This window comes from Corynebacterium sp. LK33 (genome assembly GCF_014334955.1).
Classification (GTDB): domain Bacteria; phylum Actinomycetota; class Actinomycetes; order Mycobacteriales; family Mycobacteriaceae; genus Corynebacterium; species Corynebacterium jeikeium_D.
The window spans coordinates 161,375-178,587 of record NZ_PDGU01000024.1 but is presented as its reverse complement, the minus strand read 5'-3'; the positions used below and the strand labels follow the sequence as shown (position 1 = coordinate 178,587).

Here is a 17,213-nt window from a genome sequence, read left to right as displayed (position 1 = left end):
CAACCACCGATTTCACCGCCGACGAGCCGGCCGGAATGGGGAAACCGGACTTAAATGCGCTTCCTCTTCCCCAGTGTCCCCGTTTTAGGGTCAGCGCGCATGGCAAGAACCACTCGGTAAGGCAAACTCGCCCCTGCAATAGGGTGCAGTAGGTAGATTGTCGCGTGCCGACGGGAACACCTCCTGGTGAAAGATTCCGAATTGTCGGCGCCTACCTCCCCTTTCGCCACTGTGCTAGCGTTTTCACCGTGAATGAGGAATCTGTCGTTGCGAAACTGCCATCAGCAGGACGGGCGCAGGTTCTCATGGCCCTGGTTGTCGCCGGCGGTGCCGCTATTGGCGCGGTAAGTCGCTTTCTGCTCGGCGCGGCAATCGATGCGATTGTGAGCTCGGGAACTAGCGCAGTTTCGACCACTGCCATCAACTTGTTGGGCTGCTTTCTCTTCGGCCTGGTCAGCAGTATCGCGTTTGCTAATCCTCGGCTTTCCGCTTTCTGCGGTACTGGCTTTTGTGGCGGTTTCACCACTTTCTCCGCATTTGTCATTCTCTTGTTGGTGCAAGCGGACACGTCAGTCGTACTGATTGTGAGCGTCGGACTTATTCATCTGCTGTGCTGCCCTCTCGCCTACTGGTTGGGCACCAAGTGCGCACGGGAGGTCGCGGAATGACCGGCGATCTCCTCGGCTCTTTTTCCTCGGCGCTGTCTGCCATCCTCGCTATCGCAGTTGGCGCGGCAGTAGGTGGAGCGCTGCGCTATGCGCTGGCCGAACTTGCGGTGAAGTGGGCTGATTCCAAACTGCCCGGAACGTGGACCGCGAATATGATTGCCTGCTTCGTCGCCGGTGTCGCTGCTGTGGTGTGGTCGCGGGGAACGTCGATAAGCAATGGCATGACGCCTGCCCTGGCCTATGCGACGGTAATGATTGGCTTCGCCGGCGGCCTGTCGACGTGGTCCACACTCGCCGGAGAGATCGTACGCCTTAAGAACCAACACTTTTGGAGGGCATGTGGGTACCTTGCTCTCACACTGATTGGCGGAATAGTTTTTGCTTTCGTCGGAATGTGTTTACCCCCACTTGTGGCGAATTAGTAGCACAATAATCATTTTCTGAGAATTTAATGATCGAATTTAGGCTTTCTACCAGTAAAGTTCCACAGCATGGAAAGCTTCAGCGATTTTGCCTCAGCGGCGGATAGTTTTATTTGGAGTCCGTATCTCCTGATCCCCGCGCTGATCGGCACCGGAATCATTTTGACCATTCGCCTGGGTGCAATTCACCTGGTCAAACTCGGCCCGGCACTGCGCCTCGGACTCATCGACCGTAACGACGAAGACGCCGAGGGAGATATCACCAACTACCAGGCGCTTGCGACGGCTCTCGCGGCAACAGTCGGTGTCGGCAACATTGTCGGTGTCGCTACCGCGATCGGCCTGGGTGGACCCGGTGCGCTGTTCTGGATGTGGGTGACCGGCCTGCTTGGTATGGCATCGAAGTACTCCGAGGCATTCCTGGGTGTGAAGTACCGTCAGGTCGATGCAGCTGGCGAACAGTCCGGTGGTCCGCAGTACTACCTGCGCAAGGCCATCCCGAATGGTTTTGGTAAGACGCTGGGCATTCTCTTCGCCGTCTTCGCTGCGCTGGCAGCGTTTGGTATCGGCAACCTGACCCAGGGCAACGCCGTGGCCTCGAACCTGGAAAACAGCTTCGACATCGATCCGACGCTCTCCGGCATGATCATGTTCATCCTGGTAGGCGCAGCTCTGATGGGTGGCATTAAGTCGATTGGCCGCATCACCGCCGGCTTTGTGCCGATGATGATTGTGCTCTACATCGGTGCGGCCGTGTGGGTGCTCGTCGCCAATGTCTCGGCGCTGCCCGAGACCTTCAAGCTCATCTTCACCGATGCTTTCACCGGCACCGCGGCTGTTGGTGGGTTCGCAGGATCCACGCTGATTCTCGCCCTGCAGATGGGTGTTGCCCGCGGCCTGTTCTCCAACGAGTCGGGCCTGGGTTCCGGTGCTATCGCCGCTGCCGCCGCATCGACCACTCACCCGGTTCGTCAGGGTCTGGTCTCCATGACTCAGACCTTCATTGACACCATCATCGTCGTGTCCTTCACCGGCCTGGTTATCATCAGCACCGGTGTTTGGCAGGATGGCAACGTCGACACTGGCGCTCTGACTGCTGAGGCATTCTCCCGCGGACTGCCTGGCCACTGGGGTGGCACAATCGTCACGCTGTCGGTTGTCTTCTTCGCATTCTCCACCATGCTGGGCTGGTCCTACTACGGTGAGCGCGCATTCGAGTCCCTGGTCGGTCGCCGCGGCACCGGTCTCTACCGTGCGGTCTTCACCTGCGTAGTCTTCGTCGGCGCTGTTACTCATCTGGAAACCGTCTGGTCCGTCGCCTCGGCTCTCAACGGTCTGATGGCGCTACCGAACCTCATCGGTCTGATTGTCCTGTCCGGGCTCATTGCGCGCGAGACAAAGGCCTACCTCAAATTTGACCCGCAGTTGCGCGCAACGGCTGCAGAGATTGATAAATGGCAGTCTCAGCAAAACTTCGAGGCCTTCAGCAAGAACTAGCTGAAACTAGCAGCTGCTCGTAGGGACTACGGCAAAAACTACGAGCAGGTCTGCGCGGTCTCCGGCTTTTCGATTGCCGCAAGCGCGTCGTCAAGCACAGAGACTTTTACCAACTTCATATCGCCTCGGTCGGCGGTCACAGCCTCTGCGCAATTGCCTTCCGGCACGAAGAACATCTCGGCGCCCTCATCTCGGGCGGCCGAGATTTTGTGTGTAATGCCACCGATTTCGCCCACGTTGCCGGCAGCGTCAATAGTGCCGGTGCCAGCGAGGTGCTGCCCCTCGGTCAGATCGCCTGGACTCAGCTTGTCAATCACTCCGAGCGTCATCATGAGACCCGCAGACGGACCTCCAATGCCGCTGAGCTGGTACTCAACCTTGGTGTCGTCCGCGGATTGCGCCCCCATCCCAACGCCGAGGAGCGCGGCATTCTTCTGATGCGGGTTTTCCACCAGTGTCACAGAAATATCGCCGGCTTTCTCGGGGTCAGAGTCCTCGCCCTTAGCAGTCTTCTGCTTGTCGACGGTCGCAGACTTGACCCTCAACGTGACAGTATCGCCCGGGTTGCGTCCGGCAATAATCGCCTTGACTTGCTCAGGCTTGCTTACGGCCACCCCATCCACGGCGAGAATCACATCGTCTTCATGCAGTCGCCCATCGACGGGACTATCCGGCACTGTGTAGGCGACGGTGACTTCCATCGGCAACCCGAGATGTGCCAGCGCAGCGGAGGTGGCATTGGCCTCCGACTCGGTGAATGCAGCCTTGTTCTCCTCTTCCACCTCGTCTTGACTCTGGCCCGGAGGGAAGACCGCCTCAATGGGGACGATATCGTTGTCACGATCGAACCACAGGCCAATGACCTGCGGCAATGTCAGGTTATGTCTGACTGCGACGGTTGTCATATCCAGCGTGCCCTTAGAGCGTTCGGAGTCCGCAGCACTGCCACTGACCGAGATAATGCTCTTGCCCTCGACATCGCTGAGGACATCGAAGACCGGGCCAGGCCCCTGCGCGGCATAGGGCACTGTCAGCGTTGGCAGCGAGAGCACAGTTGCCAACGCGGCGATGGGCACAGCGCCCGCAACAAGAGTTTGGGTACGACGATTCACAAATAACACCCTACATTCTCGCTATCTGCCTACTGGACACCTGATGAATCTTGTCCGTGTCTGTTCGCTGGGCGCGAAGTTGCCAATAAAGTGGTGCTTTTGAGTACTCACGCGAGTCATTGCCCGGTACGGTGGGAGCATGAGTTCTAACGGATTTGGCTTTGGTCCGAACGACAATGATGACGATCGCGACGACGCTGGCAACAATGACTCCGGTCAGGGCGGTCAGGGCGGCCAGGGCGGTCCTTTCGGTTTCTTCGGGTTTCCCTTCGGTGGCATGGGCGGCGCCGGTGGCTTCGGTTTCGGCGGCCCCGGGCAGCCCGGCAGCGGCGCCTCCGGCAAGGGGGACCAGCCGAACTTGGGCGATATTCTCAACCAGTTCGGCGAGATGTTCTCCGGCATGGGGCAGCGATTCCAGGAGTCTAACTCTGGCCCTGTCAACTACGACGCGGCCGAGCGCGTTGCGCGGACCCGTCTTGGTAACCCGGCTCCGGTGAAGGACTCAGCCCGCGAGGCGCTGACTGATTCCCTGCGCCTGGCAGAACTGTGGCTAGATGACGTCACCTCCCTGCCGGCTGGTGTCAACCGCGTAGAAGCGTGGAATAGCCTGCAGTGGTTGGAGAACACCAAGTCGACATGGACTCGCCTTGTCGATCCCGTCGCCAGCCGCATGAGTGATGCCTCCCTCGAAGGCGTTCCAGAGGAAGCTCGCGAGATGATGGGGCCGATGCTGGGCATCATGCGCCAGATGAACTCGATGAGTTTCGGTACTCAGCTAGGAAATGCGCTGGCTGAGTTGGCACAGACGAGCCTGACTGGTTCTGACCTCGGGCTGCCGCTACACACCACTGGTGCGGCGGTACTGCTGCCAACGCATCTCGTCGCTCTCGCGGAGGAACTCGAGGTTCCCGCGCGCGATCTGTTTATCTACGCCACTGCCCGCGAAGCTGCCCACCAGCGTCTCTTCGACCGCGTGCCATGGCTGGCTGAACGCATGATTTCCTCTGTCGAGGAGTACGCTGCCGGCATCGTTATCGACTACTCCGCGATTGAAGAGGCCGCCCGCGGTCTGGATATTGAGAACATGCAGGATCCGCAGCGTATGCAGGAAGCTATGAGCGAGCTGCAGAATATGGATCTGAGCCCGAAGATCCGTTCTCGTAACGAGAATGCTCGTACTCGTTTCCAGACGCTGCTAGCACTGGTCGAAGGGTGGGTGGACATGGTTGTCACCGATGCCCTCGGTGAGCGTCTACCGGGTGCCGCACAACTGGATGAAGCCTGGCGTCGTCGCCGCGCCACCGAAGGTGCTGAACAGGCACTGGAGAAGGCCACCGGCATTGACCTCGGATCCCCCAAGGTGCGTGAGGCAACCAACTTGTGGCACCGTCTGACCACCGCTGTGGGCATCGAGCGGCGCGACAAGGTCTGGGATCACCCGGACTTCCTGCCCGTGGCAGAGGATTTGGATGAACCCGCAGCCTTTATTGACTCGGTTCTTGGCGGCTCGGAAAACGATGACTTCGACCCGATCGCAGAGCTTGAAGAGCAGCTGCGCAAAGAAGCCGAAAAGCGCGCGGCTGACGGCAACGACAGTGACGCCGACGAGGACAATTCTGGCGACGCCGACGACGATAAGTAGCGAGTTAGCTCTGGGTTCCCCAGCGCTGATACGCCTCTAAATAGCCCCGTGCCCGTTCGTGGTACGGGGCTTTTGCCGCCCAATACCAAAACTCTTCGGTATGACCACCGTCGACGAAAGTGTGCACCAGTTCGTGCACAATGACGTCGTCGAGGACGTACCCCGGGACGTCGGCAAGCCTGTGCGAAATGCGAATGCGCCCCGGACTATCGACGCCGCCGGTGACGGATGCCCACCTGCGCGACATGTTCTTGACCCATTTGATTGACTCGAACCGCGGGCGATCTTCCAGCACCGTACGAGAGAGCAGCCGTGCGCGGCGCTCCAGCTCGGAATTATCCAGGTTGCTGCCAACTTTCTTCCGCACTCGCGCAACAATTTCATTGACCTGCTGTTTTTCCGCAGCGGCGCTGAGATCGTCCGGAACCATGACAATGATCCGGTTTCCCTCCGCGCGGGCGGACACAGTACGGCGGCGGCGCTTCGAGCGCCGAACCTCAACATCCGGGCCGTACTCAGGTCGCTTGGTGCTCATGCTTTTTAAGCGTATATGCTCTGCGCTGCGATTGCGTAAAAGCTGGCCCCGGGGTAAAAGATATTTTTATGGGGGAATACAGGGATACGTCTCGGGGGCGGGATGGTACGGCTGGCGTAATAGGTTCGCACACACCCGCGGCACAAACACTTGCCGCGCCTGCCACGGACTACGCGCTGCGGCCGGAGGTACCGATTGTCATGCGCCCAGGCGCGCGGATTCAGTTCGGCGTGGAACCGGAGCGCAGCATGATTCTTCCGCTTTCCGACGGCACCCCGCCGGGGCCTGTCTTCTCGGCGCTTCTTGCAGCTCATAGAGGTAGCACCTTAAGCGAGGCCTTTACTGACAGTCACGACAAACTGTCACCGCAGTTCATTACCGCACTTATCTCCGACCTTCACCGAGCCGCACTGGTCCAAAAACCACCGACACGGCGGAGGATTACGCTGATTGGTCGGGACAGCTTGCGCACCGGACTTTTAAAGGAGCTTCGTCGCACGGGTTGTGGTAGTTGGACGACGGCAATGTCGCCCACTCGCAATGCGACGCTGAAAATATCTCAATCCACACCGGAAGAGATCGGGCTCGCGGTGGTCACGGGCATGGAAGTACCGAGCATGCCCTTGGTTCGCGCTCTGTTTCATCGTGGAATTGAGCATCTGCACACGCATTTCCGCGATGGGGCACTGATTCTTGGGCCGCTTGTTCACCCAGGTCAAGGGCCCTGCTCGATGTGTTTCGAAGCTTATCGACGAGACCGCGACCCCGTCCGGGCACTGATTGCGCTACAGCTTCGCACTTTTACGCCCGTAGCCGCACCGGAATGGCTGAACACAGCGGTGCCACTGTTGGTTGGGCAGCTGCGGCGGCCGGATCTCTCAGATCTATGTGCAACGGAGGTGCGCATAGATCTGGAAAGCCTCGATATCACCCGCACTACTGTTGCTCCCCACCCGCAGTGCCCAGTGTGTGGTCATGGCAACTCGCAGATGCAGTTCATGTAATTCGAAGTGCCTTGAGCAGAATCTGGCTAGGAATTCACAAAAGAATTGACGATTCCCAAGATGCCTTCGCCGAAATGATTGAGCTTCGCTTCTCCAATTCCCGGAATTTGCAGAAGTTCCTCCGGCGTAGTCGGCTGCTGCTCACCGATGGCCAGAAGGGTCGCATCGGAGAAGATCACGAATGCGGGGACCGTCATTTCCCTCGACATTTCCAGACGCCATGCACGCAATGCTTCCAGTAGTGCAGGATCCGCGCTGACTGGGCACTCTTCACAACGCCCTGAAATCCGCTCGGCATCGGTATGCAATGGCTTAGTGCAGCCCTTGCACTGTTTGGACTGCTGACGCTTACTGCGGGAACTAGAGCTCCTTGAGCTTCGCTGTGCCTCAGCCGAGTAGTCAGAGACATCAATGTCGAGTTCATCGAGGAATCGTGTGCGGCGACGTGACCTGCGGCCGCCTTCTGTCCGCGACAATGACCAAGATAGCTCCAGATGTTCGCGGGCTCGAGTAATGCCGACATAGAACAGACGGCGCTCTTCTTCGATGGCTTCCGCCCCCTGTGCAGGAGATCGGTCGAATTTATTCAGCGCATGTTGGATAGGCAGCGAACCGTCGGTAAGCCCAACGAGGAACACCGCATCCCACTCCAGCCCCTTGGCTGCATGCAGGCTAGCCAGCGTCACGCCATCCAGCGTCGGTGGATGTTTGGCCTGCTGCCGGGTGTGCAATTGGCCGAGGAGCGCCTGGATATTGACCTCGGTGTTGGCATGAACGATGTCCTTACACAGGTCAAATAGGGCGCGCAGTGACTGCCAACGTTCCCTGGCACCAGCGCCTTCCGGCTCTTGGTCAGTCATGCCAAGACCCGCGAAAACCTGCTTGACCAAATCCAATAGATTCGTGCCCTGCAATGTCGGAACGGTCCGTGAGGAACGGGAAACTCGCACAAGTGCGGCGATGGCATCGCGGATCTCGGGACGCTGGTAGAAACCGTCCCCGCCACGAACCTGGTAGGCGACTCCTACCTCGGACAGAGCCTGCTCAAAAACTGCGGACTGTGCGTTGATGCGGTACAAAACGGCAATCTCCGATGCCGGCGTTCCCGCGTCGATAAGCCGCTTGATGCTGCGCGCGGTCGCACGAGCTTCCATCGGCTCATCGTCGTACTGATTGAAAGTCGGCTCCGGGCCGTCTTCACGCTGCCCAATCAGTTTCAGCCGCGAGCCGGCGATACGCCCCTGCGCACGGCCGATGACTTTGTTGGCCAGCTCGACGACCTGTGGGGTCGATCGGTAGTCCCGCTGCAGGCGGACCACTGTGGCTTCCGGGTAGTCCCGAGAGAAGTTCATTAGGTACTGCGGAGTCGCCCCTGTGAAGGAGTAAATCGTCTGGTTGGCGTCCCCGACAACTGTGAGGTTGTCACGGTCTCCCAGCCAGGCGTTGAGAACTCGCTGCTGTAACGGGGTCACATCCTGGTACTCATCGACGACGAAGCACCGATACTGGTTGCGGAATTCCTCCGCCACTGCACGGGAATTCTCCATCGCACCGGCGGTGTGGATGAGCAGGTCGTCGAAGTCAAGCAATAGCCCGTCAGGAGTGGTTTTTATGTCCTCGTAAGCGCGATAGCAATCGACAATTTTTTCCGCAGACAGAGGCGCCGTGCGCCCATGCTCCCGCAGCGCGGCCTGGTACTGATCCGCACCGGCCAGAGTGGCCTTCGCCCACTCAATCTCGCCCATGACATCGCGGATCGTTTCCTTGGAGGTGTCCAGGCCCACCCGGCGTACTGCTTGGGCGACGACACGGAATTTCTTGTCATCCAACAGCTGCCAGGGCATATCACCGGCGACTTGGGGCCAGAAGTAGCGCAGCTGGCGAAGAGCTGCCGAGTGGAAAGTACGCGCCTGGACTCCAGGCGTTCCCATCTTTGCCAGGCGGTCGCGCATCTCCCCTGCTGCACGCGAGGTAAATGTCACCGCTAATACCTTCTGCGGCTGCACAAACCCCTGGTCAATGAGGTACTTGATGCGATGAGTAATTGTTCGGGTCTTACCTGTACCGGCTCCAGCAAGAATGCACACCGGCCCCATCGGAGCCGTTGCTGCCTCGCGCTGGTCTGGATCCAGCCCAGCTAGATAATCCGGCTCGTTCACATCCGCCTCTGAGTAAGTCAAAAAGTTGTTAGACCCCATTTTTTAAACTGGTCGAGTGCTATTCGTCATTGCTGTAGACACGGCGGACGTACAGCAGCCGGTCGCCTGGCTCCACCGACTCACACTCCGGTGAATCAATTCGGTACAGCTCACCCGAGCGCACCACGCCGAGTGCAATATCCGCGAGGTGCCGTGGGCTGGCACCGATTTCCTCTTCGGTGACCAGCCTCTCTGCAACAGAGAATCCTTCATCCGGGCTCAGGAGGTCTTCCATCATCTCAACCACCGAAGGAGTCACCGTGGCCAGCCCCAGCATTCGGCCGGCGGTTTCAGAAGAAATAACCACTTGGTCTGCACCTGACTGCGTCAACAAGTGGCGGTTTTCTGATTCACGCACCGAGGCCACAATTGAGGCACCCGGCGCCAACTCACGGACCGACAACGTGACCAGCACCGCTGTGTCATCTTTGTTCGGTGCAACGACTATAGAGCGGGCACGCTGAATACCAGCTAACTTCAGCACATCGGATTTAGTAGCCGACCCATGCACCGTCGCCAAGCCTTGATTCGAAGCGTGGTCGAGTGCTTCCTTGTCCGTATCAATGACAACGATTTCTGCCGGATCTACGCCGTCCGCGAGAAGAGCTGCAATGGCAGAACGACCCTTGGTGCCGTATCCGATAACGACGGTGTGGTTGCGCAACTGTCTCCTCCAGCGCTGAATTTGCAGGGTTTTCCGAGATTCTTGGGTCAAAACGGTCAGAGTAGTACCGACCAAGAGAGCAAGGAAGGCCACACGCAGTGGCGTAATGATCAAAATATTGAGTAATCGAGCCCTCTGTGTCACCGGCGTGATGTCACCGTAGCCCGTCGTCGACAGACTGACAGCCGAGTAATACACCGCATCGATGAAGGTGAGAGGCTCCGTATATCCGTTGCGGTCGTAGTAAACCACGACGGATGCAATCAGCAGCAAAAATACGGCGTAGTTCAAACGACGTATGATTAGCCGCCAAGGATTCTTCGGCGCGGACTCAGGCAGGCCAATGACTCCCAGCAGTGCATGCCCGGGAAGATCATTGAGCCCGGTTTCGTATCCCGAAGATTTCCGAATTGGATTACGCAACCGCTCCTCGCCTGCCTTTCATGAAAACTCCTCCCGGTGAAAAATAGCGCATACAAACTGCTGCTTTCACCTGGATAACTGGCCACGGCCACGCGGCAGTTACATACGTAGATGATTATCCAATCAGCTCGCGCATCTTCCTGTCTAACTCTATCCTGCTTGGCAGTAGCGCTTCATCTGGTATTAGCGTCCGTCCTGCCGAAACGTAGAAGAACCCAGCTTCAATGTCTTCGGGGGCAGTTTCCATTCCCATCTCGCGCAGCCTATCCGACCACGCCAGGCGGTAAATCGCCAGCTGTAGCGCCGCTACTTCCCTTTCCTTTCCGCGCGGCATCTGGCCTGTCTTCCAGTCAATGACGCTCCACTTCCCGTTGTCGTTAAACACCGCGTCGATTCGGCCGACGACCCGCCTCTGCCCGATGGCAATTTCAAACGGCACCTCTACATGCGTTGGCGTGCGGTCAGCCCACTCAGATGCCTCGAAATTCGCCTTCAATTTCTCCAGTTCGCGTTCGGACGCGACTTGCTCTGTGCCGAGGAAGTCATCCAGTTGATCCCCGAAGAGATCCTCATCGTCCAGCAGACTGTGTGCACCGAAGCGATTCTCCAACCAAGCGTGGAATGCCGTACCTCGGCGCGCGAATCGGTTTGGCTTAAACGGCACCGGGCGTGCTTTCCGTCGAGCAAACGCGACCGGATCCGCAATCATGGCTTGGTATTCGCTAGTGGACATGCTTGTCGGCATTGGTAGATGAATCTCCGCGGCCTTAGCTCGAAGGATTTCATCCACGAGAATGGTCGTTTCCGTTTCCCATACCTCAGACAGGTCACCTGCAATGGGGCGCTCATCCTGGTCTTCGCCCATGTAGCGCATGACGCTTTCGGCTGCTCGCTGCACACTATCTCGGCGGTTGCCCAGGGTATCGACGGGCCAGACCACCCCATCAACCGCAGTGTCGCAGTCCAAATCGACTTCAGTGTCCTCTACCTCAGGGTCCTCCCCATCTGTCCACGACACCACATAGTCACTGAATTGCGTGGCGATGGCTGCGAAGTCTGCCGACACGTCAGTGGGATTCTTCAAGCTCGGATTAGGCCGCCTGCTTGCAGTAACAATGAGCTTTTTTGCAGAGCGAGTCATGGCAACGTAGAAAAGGCGCTGCTTCTCTTCCCTTTCCACTTCTCGCAGCTCTTCCTTGTAGGCTTTGATCACCTTGTTGAGGTCGGTCTGGTTATCTGCGCCTGATATGTCCAGTTCAGGGGCATTGCTATCGACAGAATCAGCGACAGGAGCCCAATCGCCTGCTGCAAGCTGTGTTGCATCCTCTGTTGTTTCTGCACTAGCCGTTAGCGGATCCACTTGGGTAATTGCACCAGGAGGAAGTTGAACTGAATTGGTGAGCCACGATGACAAATCAACGTTGTCGAACTTGCTGGTGGTGATGCCCGGAACAGCAACGGTTTCCCACTCCAAGCCCTTTGACTTGTGCATAGTCATGATTTGGACACAGTTTTCCGGCATGTTCATAGGTGCCCGCTCCAAGCCATCATCGTGTTCGACAGCGAATTCCAGATAGTTCAAAAACCCTGTCACATCGTCCGAGATATTTTGAGAATACGTCGCAGCGATATCGACAAACCTATCCAGATGTGCGGTTGTCGGCCTGGTTATCGCGGTAGCGGAACCGTACTGTCCGGCCGCTGCTTCTACGCGAATTCCAAACTCAGTAGCGATGTCCTCGACCAGTTCCGGCAGAGGCTTATTCAGCGAGAACCGGCGTAGTTTTCGTAGGCTTGCACCCAACTGTGCGATGCGCACCATTGCTTCATCTGTGTAGTTCAGTGACTCGCTGCAGACCAACCGCCCATTTTTTTCCACACTGCCGCGCGCCAGCGGGGTGCCGTCGTAAAAACGAATATCCGGGTCGGCGATGGCGTGCCCCAGCCCCACCGCGGACGATGCTGCTTCGGCATCTTCCACGAGCTTGTCATACTGGCGAGCGAGCTGGGAAAGCGGTGAGGAGTCTGAAGTCTCTTCGACGTTGCCCTTCTTGCGGGCCAACTCGTCCTTTCCTGCGATTGCCAGCTGATCTACACGAGTGCGAAGTGCCTCCACGTCTGCGGCACCCAAATTGAACTGTGGGCTGAGTAGCAGACGCAGAGCATCCTGGTCTGAACTGGGGTCGACCAATATCTTCATCACCGAGGTGATATCCATGACCTCGGGCAAGTGCAGCAATCCAGCGAGTCCCACAATGATTGCAGGCACACCCCGCTCAGACAGTGCATCTAAATAGACAGCCGATTCAGCATTTGTCCGAACCAGGATGGCAGCATCGAGCTTGTTGCCAGCTGCTTCACATTCGCGTAATTGCGCCTCCATGCAATCTGCGATGTATGCAACTTCTTCCTCACCGGTTGCAGTGAAAGCAAGCTGCACCTCGCCCTGACCTGCTTTTGGCCCCGCATCCAGTGCCTCTACCGTACGAGCCTGCCCCGCAAAAGCACGGTCGGAGACTGCGTTAGCAAGCTGCAGCACTGACTGCGGGTTTCGCCAAGAAATGGTCAGTTGCTTTTTCTCCGCTGGCTGCCCATCCGACCGCGGAAAATCATTGACAAACTGCACAAGGTTTTCGGCCGTTGCTCCTCGCCAGCCATAAATTGCCTGCATCGGATCGCCGACAGCGGTGACACAACCACCGGAGAACAGCGCACGCAGGAACAGCCGCTGTGTGTGCGACGTGTCCTGGTACTCGTCGAGCATGATGATCTTAAAGCGACGCCGCTCCTCCTCCCCGACTTCCGCGAAGTCGGTGGCTAGCCGGGCCGCACGAGCCATCTGCATACCAAAGGTGGCTACATTTTCTTCATTGCACCGAGCTCGAACCTGCTCTACCAGCGGCAAAATCTCTAATCTCTCCCGCTGCTTATCGACGATGCCCTGTAGATCGCCAATTAGCCCCTCGCGTTTACCCTTCTGCGGGGTCTGCTCAATATTGCTGATGAACGCTTCGGTTTCCTCGCGAATCGCCTGCGGGGTAGACAAGTTTGAGTCGATGTTCGACCCCAGCTCAATAATGCGACTGGCCAGCGTTGATGGCGCAATATCGACATCAATTTCGGTCACATTGCGAGCTGTTTCCCAGGCCAACTGCCACTGCGTCGCGCCATCCATAATGGTGACCCCCGGCTCCGTCGGCAGCAAAAGACCATAATTGCTCACGACTTCAGAGGCATAGGCATCGTAAGTAAGCGTGGTTGGGGCAATGACCTCGAGGCTTGCTAGCACCTCTGGTGAAGCTTGTGCACGAAATGCAGCGGAAGAAGCAAGCGCATTCAGCTGTTGGCGGATACGGACGCCGAGCTCGCGCGCTGCCTTCCTGGTGAAGGTCAAACCTAGAACTTCTTCTGGGCGGATAAAGCCGTTGGCGACCAACCACACAACACGGGCAGCCATTGTCGCTGTTTTACCAGCACCGGCACCGGCGACAACAAGCATTGGTTCCATCGGTGCACCGATTACCGCCGCTTGTTGCGGGGTGGGCGGAAAGTCCTGCCCCATCATCTCCGACAGGGTGACGGGATCAATGATGGTTCGTTCCTCCGACATGACTACCGATTCCCTTCTGCTGCCGGGCACGCCTTCGAAAGCGTGCAGAACTTGCAATGATCACCAGCGAGCGCCAAGGCACGCGGGCCAGACGTCGCACGTGCTACCTGCTCTACGCGACGCTCCCAGTCAGCCAACTTGTCTTCCGTGAGCTTTGACTGTTCGCGGCTAGTGATAATGGTCTTATTGTGTGACTTTCGCGGAAATACCAGGTATGCCCCAGATTGTTCAATGCCTTCGCCGTTGTCCACAGCGAGCCCATCTCCGCTTTCAACGAGCTTCCCCTTCGACAGCGCCAGTTGATATGTAGCTAGCTGTGCGTGTCCTTCTACTTCTTTACCGGAGGGCGCTGTCTTACCGGTTTTAATATCGACGATTTGAACTGCACCATCAGCGTCTTCAATCAACCGGTCGATTCGTCCGACAATCACGATGTCATCGTTGATGTTGACATTTACTGGGACCTCGGTTCCGATATCTTTCTTAGTCTCAATCCACCGCTGCCAATCCTCCAGCCCGGTCAACCAGGTCTCTTCCTCAGTACGCTTACGCCACTCCGGATCATCGGACAGGTCCCCAAAAACACGCCGGATCTCAGACTGAGCCTCAGGCACAGTCACTCCCTTGGCGACTGCTTCTACCGCCTGATGCAGTAGAGAGCCCAGATACATGGCCGATGTCGGTGCTGATTTATCCAACATGGCCTTCAACGGACAACTCAGGGTTGCTTCCACCTTGGAGGGATTGATCCTCATCGGCTTCTTGTCATTTACCGGCTTCGAAGTCGACGGTGCACGGAGCCCCCACCAGGTGTCTGGATGTGCGCCAGCAACCTCAACCTGCGCCAATCGCGCGAGTTGACGTGCAGCTTGTCGACGCCGCGTCTCAGTCTCCGCATCGTCCACAACGGCTGCACGCAGTTCTGCCAGCAGTGACTCCACAGAGAGCACCCGTGGCAGGCCTTCACCGGCCCATGCGACATCTTCTGCCTCTGCAACATCCGGATTGCCGGCGTTTGCTTCATTATCCGTAGCCCCGACTCCGTTCGCAGACGACGAGGCTTCCGACTGTTTCACCAGCTCCGTCACCGAATTACCGAGCTTTTCAACGAGCTCGATAATAAACGGACTGGGAACTCCAACATCGTCAGGAGAATCGACTGCGGTCAGCAGTACCCTGTCGCTCGCCCGTGATACCGCGACGTGCAGCAAACGGCGTTCCTCCGCCAGCGCATCCGCCATGGAATTGATGTACTCCCGCGGCTCAATTCCGTGATCAACGAGACCGATGAACTCGTTCTGCTTCATCACCGAGCCAGTCACACCGAGGCTGGGCCACTGGCCTTCCTGGACTCCGACAACTGCTACTGCTTTCCACTGCCTGCCCAGAGCCGCATGGGCTGAGAGAATGCGCACGGCATCGCGCTCTACCCCGCTACGGTCACGTGCGCCGATGGGCAGCTCCTGCTCTTCCACAGAAGCGATAAAACCGTCAACCGTCAGTTTTGGATTCAGCTCCACACGGTCACCAGCAAAGTCGAACAGTGCCATCACAGCATCCAAATCGCGGTCAGCCGATGCGCCAGCTGTACCGCCGCGCAACGATGCCGCCACCAGATGGTCTGCCAAACCAGTGGACTGCCAAATTGCCCACAAAGTTGCTTCCACACCATCGCGCAACGCTTCACGAGCTGCGCTCAACAGATCCAGCGGCACCTGCAGCGCCTGACGTTCACGCTGCGACAGAGACTCAATAAGCTCCAGCTGTTCAGCTGTGAGTCCCTCTACCTTCAAGATTCCGATGAGCTGAGTCATCGCGGCCCCGCCGAACAGGTCGGCCTTTCGGATTCCGCGCAGCAGACGCTCTTTGACAATCGGATCCATGTTGACCAATGGGCCGGAGAGGAACTCGTCCCACTCCACGTCATCGAGCTGGTTCATAGTTGCCCGCAACGCCACCATCAGCGCTCGCACCAATCGCTGATGACTTAGCACGATGTCCGTTGGGTCAATCTGCACAGGCACACCCGCACGCGACAACGCACGGAACAGAGAGGACTCCCCTGCACCGGACCGGACGATGACAGCCATATCCTTCCATGCCACTCCCTCGTCAATATGAAGGCGCCGGAAATAGTCCGCGACTGTGGCTCGCTGTGCACGTTCAGAAGGATGAATAGCTATTTTTACTGCACTTTTAGCTGCGTACGAGTTTTCCGCTGCGACGGTATCGCTGTTGTTTCCAACTTCGGATTCACGAGCTTCCTGTGTTCCAACTGAACCGACAATGCCACGGTATGCAGGAGCCTTAGGCAAACGCTGAGAAACTGCGTTGACTAAATCCGCGATATCAGCGTTACAGCGGTAAGACTGCTGTAAGTGGATTGCCTTGTACTCGACCTCACCAGTCCCCCGGAGATAGTCATTATTAGCACCGCGGAAGTGGAATACCGATTGATCTTCATCACCAGTAATGACGGCCACCGCCGCCTGCGACACAAACCGATCCACAAGACGCGCAGCTTCCGGGGATAAGTGTTCAGCATCATCGACCAGCACCACCGACTTTCCCCACCGAGCCAGTGCTTGCGCGTCTGCATCCAGCTCCATCAATGCCGCAGAGACAATCTCTGCAGCGTTCAGGCTGGGCTCCCACGCCAACCGCATAGTCTGCTGATACTCCGCCATAAACTTGCCAGCCGCACACCACGACTCAATGCCATAGTCCACGCCGAGCTGCTGAAGCCTCGGGGCATCAATCCCCCGCTCAGCTGCACGCAGCAGAAAGTCACGAACCGCACGGGAAAAACCGACTAACGGAAGAGCCGGGCGCAACCGCTCTGGCCAATACACACCACCATCTTCCGCATGACCGGCCAAAAGTTGCCGCACGACAGCATCTTGGCGTGCACCAGTGGTCAACGATGGTTCAGGCTCTCCCCGACTGACGGCGGCATCACGTACTACTGCATAGGCAAGCGAATGCACGGCACGCACCATGCCACCTTGACCTGCCCCGACCGAACCGCCTTCCCCCAGTTCAGAGGCAAAACGCCTGTCAATATCCCGCCTCAATTCCGCGGCGGCCTCTTTTGACTGTGACACCACCAAAATGCTGTCCGCCGGAATGCCCGCCTGCATGTAGTCCACCGCGAGATCTGCCAGCAGCGAACTCTTACCAGTCCCTGGACCGCCTAAAACACGCACAACAGGCTGGTTTACAAGCTTGTTCTCTACCACGAGCGCCTGATTATGGGAAGGGAAAAGCGTCTCTACCGCAGTACCCAACCACTGCCGACGACGAGGAGGTTCCTCCTGGACGAACCGAACCTTCGGCATTCCATCTACGTTCATGTGCACCATTGTGGCACAACCTCCGGACCAACACTCGAACACCTATTCGAAATAGGGAGAAAAATACCCCCGCCCAAAAAACGCC

The 17,213-nt window shown here is 57.8% G+C and carries 11 protein-coding genes; 5 read left to right on the top strand and 6 right to left on the bottom strand.

All coding sequences use genetic code 11. From position 1 onward, the window contains the following. The first annotated feature begins 248 nt into the window (after window positions 1-248). The 3 genes from CRD20_RS08020 to CRD20_RS08010 all read left to right on the top strand — a co-directional run bounded on the left by CRD20_RS08020 (window position 249) and on the right by CRD20_RS08010 (window position 2,587). A complete protein-coding gene (locus CRD20_RS08020; RefSeq protein WP_224784093.1) occupies window positions 249-668 on the top strand; it encodes a CrcB family protein in 420 nt (139 codons plus the stop codon). Beyond that, window positions 665-1,090, top strand: coding sequence for a CrcB family protein (locus tag CRD20_RS08015; RefSeq protein ID WP_049172850.1), 426 nt, complete (start codon window positions 665-667; stop codon window positions 1,088-1,090). Before CRD20_RS08020 ends, CRD20_RS08015 begins: the two co-directional genes overlap by 4 nt. 69 nt (window positions 1,091-1,159) lie before the next feature. Next, a complete protein-coding gene (locus CRD20_RS08010) occupies window positions 1,160-2,587 on the top strand; it encodes a sodium:alanine symporter family protein (RefSeq protein WP_048733326.1) in 1,428 nt (475 codons plus the stop codon). Window positions 2,588-2,625: 38 nt separating this feature from the next. On the opposite strand, the gene CRD20_RS08005 is transcribed toward CRD20_RS08010, so the two are convergent. Beyond that, window positions 2,626-3,699 carry a PDZ domain-containing protein gene (locus CRD20_RS08005; RefSeq protein WP_187405204.1) on the bottom strand — a complete coding sequence of 358 codons (1,074 nt, stop codon included), beginning with the start codon at window positions 3,697-3,699 and terminating at the stop codon, window positions 2,626-2,628. 139 nt (window positions 3,700-3,838) lie between these two features. Between CRD20_RS08005 and CRD20_RS08000 the strand changes: the two genes are divergently transcribed. After that, window positions 3,839-5,341: a zinc-dependent metalloprotease gene (locus tag CRD20_RS08000; protein ID WP_070603424.1), complete on the top strand. Its 1,503-nt coding sequence runs from the start codon at window positions 3,839-3,841 to the stop codon at window positions 5,339-5,341. 4 nt (window positions 5,342-5,345) lie between these two features. Here the strand turns inward: CRD20_RS08000 and CRD20_RS07995 are convergent, their stop codons facing one another. Beyond that, window positions 5,346-5,876, bottom strand: coding sequence for a YgjP-like metallopeptidase domain-containing protein (locus CRD20_RS07995; protein WP_016422236.1), 531 nt, complete (start codon window positions 5,874-5,876; stop codon window positions 5,346-5,348). Window positions 5,877-5,944: 68 nt separating this feature from the next. Between CRD20_RS07995 and CRD20_RS07990 the strand changes: the two genes are divergently transcribed. Further along, window positions 5,945-6,880 (top strand): TOMM precursor leader peptide-binding protein, encoded by a 936-nt coding sequence (locus tag CRD20_RS07990; RefSeq protein ID WP_246819629.1) that lies wholly within the window; start codon window positions 5,945-5,947, stop codon window positions 6,878-6,880. 26 nt (window positions 6,881-6,906) lie between these two features. Here the strand turns inward: CRD20_RS07990 and CRD20_RS07985 are convergent, their stop codons facing one another. The 4 genes from CRD20_RS07985 to CRD20_RS07970 form a co-directional block, all read right to left on the bottom strand. Further along, entirely contained in the window at window positions 6,907-9,078 is a 2,172-nt protein-coding gene (locus CRD20_RS07985; protein WP_187405203.1) for an ATP-dependent DNA helicase UvrD2, read from the bottom strand. Window positions 9,079-9,097: 19 nt separating this feature from the next. Then, entirely contained in the window at window positions 9,098-10,165 is a 1,068-nt protein-coding gene (locus CRD20_RS07980; protein ID WP_016422233.1) for a TrkA family potassium uptake protein, read from the bottom strand. Window positions 10,166-10,280: 115 nt separating this feature from the next. Continuing rightward, complete coding sequence (locus CRD20_RS07975) at window positions 10,281-13,775, bottom strand: ATP-dependent DNA helicase (RefSeq protein ID WP_187405202.1); 3,495 nt, start codon at window positions 13,773-13,775, stop codon at window positions 10,281-10,283. Window positions 13,776-13,777: 2 nt separating this feature from the next. Further along, window positions 13,778-17,128, bottom strand: a complete 3,351-nt coding sequence (locus tag CRD20_RS07970) for an ATP-dependent DNA helicase (protein WP_255468784.1) — start codon at window positions 17,126-17,128, stop codon at window positions 13,778-13,780. Window positions 17,129-17,213: the final 85 nt, after the last annotated feature.

Bases quoted from the DNA above. Each gene is read 5' to 3' on its own strand.
- CRD20_RS07990 (WP_246819629.1), top strand. From the start codon at position 5,945: ATGGGGGAATACAGGGATACGTCTCGGGGGCGGGATGGTACGGCTGGC.
- CRD20_RS07985 (WP_187405203.1), bottom strand. From the start codon at position 9,078: ATGGGGTCTAACAACTTTTTGACTTACTCAGAGGCGGATGTGAACGAG.
- CRD20_RS08000 (WP_070603424.1), top strand. From the start codon at position 3,839: ATGAGTTCTAACGGATTTGGCTTTGGTCCGAACGACAATGATGACGAT.
- CRD20_RS07975 (WP_187405202.1), bottom strand. From the start codon at position 13,775: ATGTCGGAGGAACGAACCATCATTGATCCCGTCACCCTGTCGGAGATG.
- CRD20_RS08015 (WP_049172850.1), top strand. From the start codon at position 665: ATGACCGGCGATCTCCTCGGCTCTTTTTCCTCGGCGCTGTCTGCCATC.
- CRD20_RS07995 (WP_016422236.1), bottom strand. From the start codon at position 5,876: ATGAGCACCAAGCGACCTGAGTACGGCCCGGATGTTGAGGTTCGGCGC.
- CRD20_RS07970 (WP_255468784.1), bottom strand. From the start codon at position 17,128: ATGAACGTAGATGGAATGCCGAAGGTTCGGTTCGTCCAGGAGGAACCT.
- CRD20_RS08010 (WP_048733326.1), top strand. From the start codon at position 1,160: ATGGAAAGCTTCAGCGATTTTGCCTCAGCGGCGGATAGTTTTATTTGG.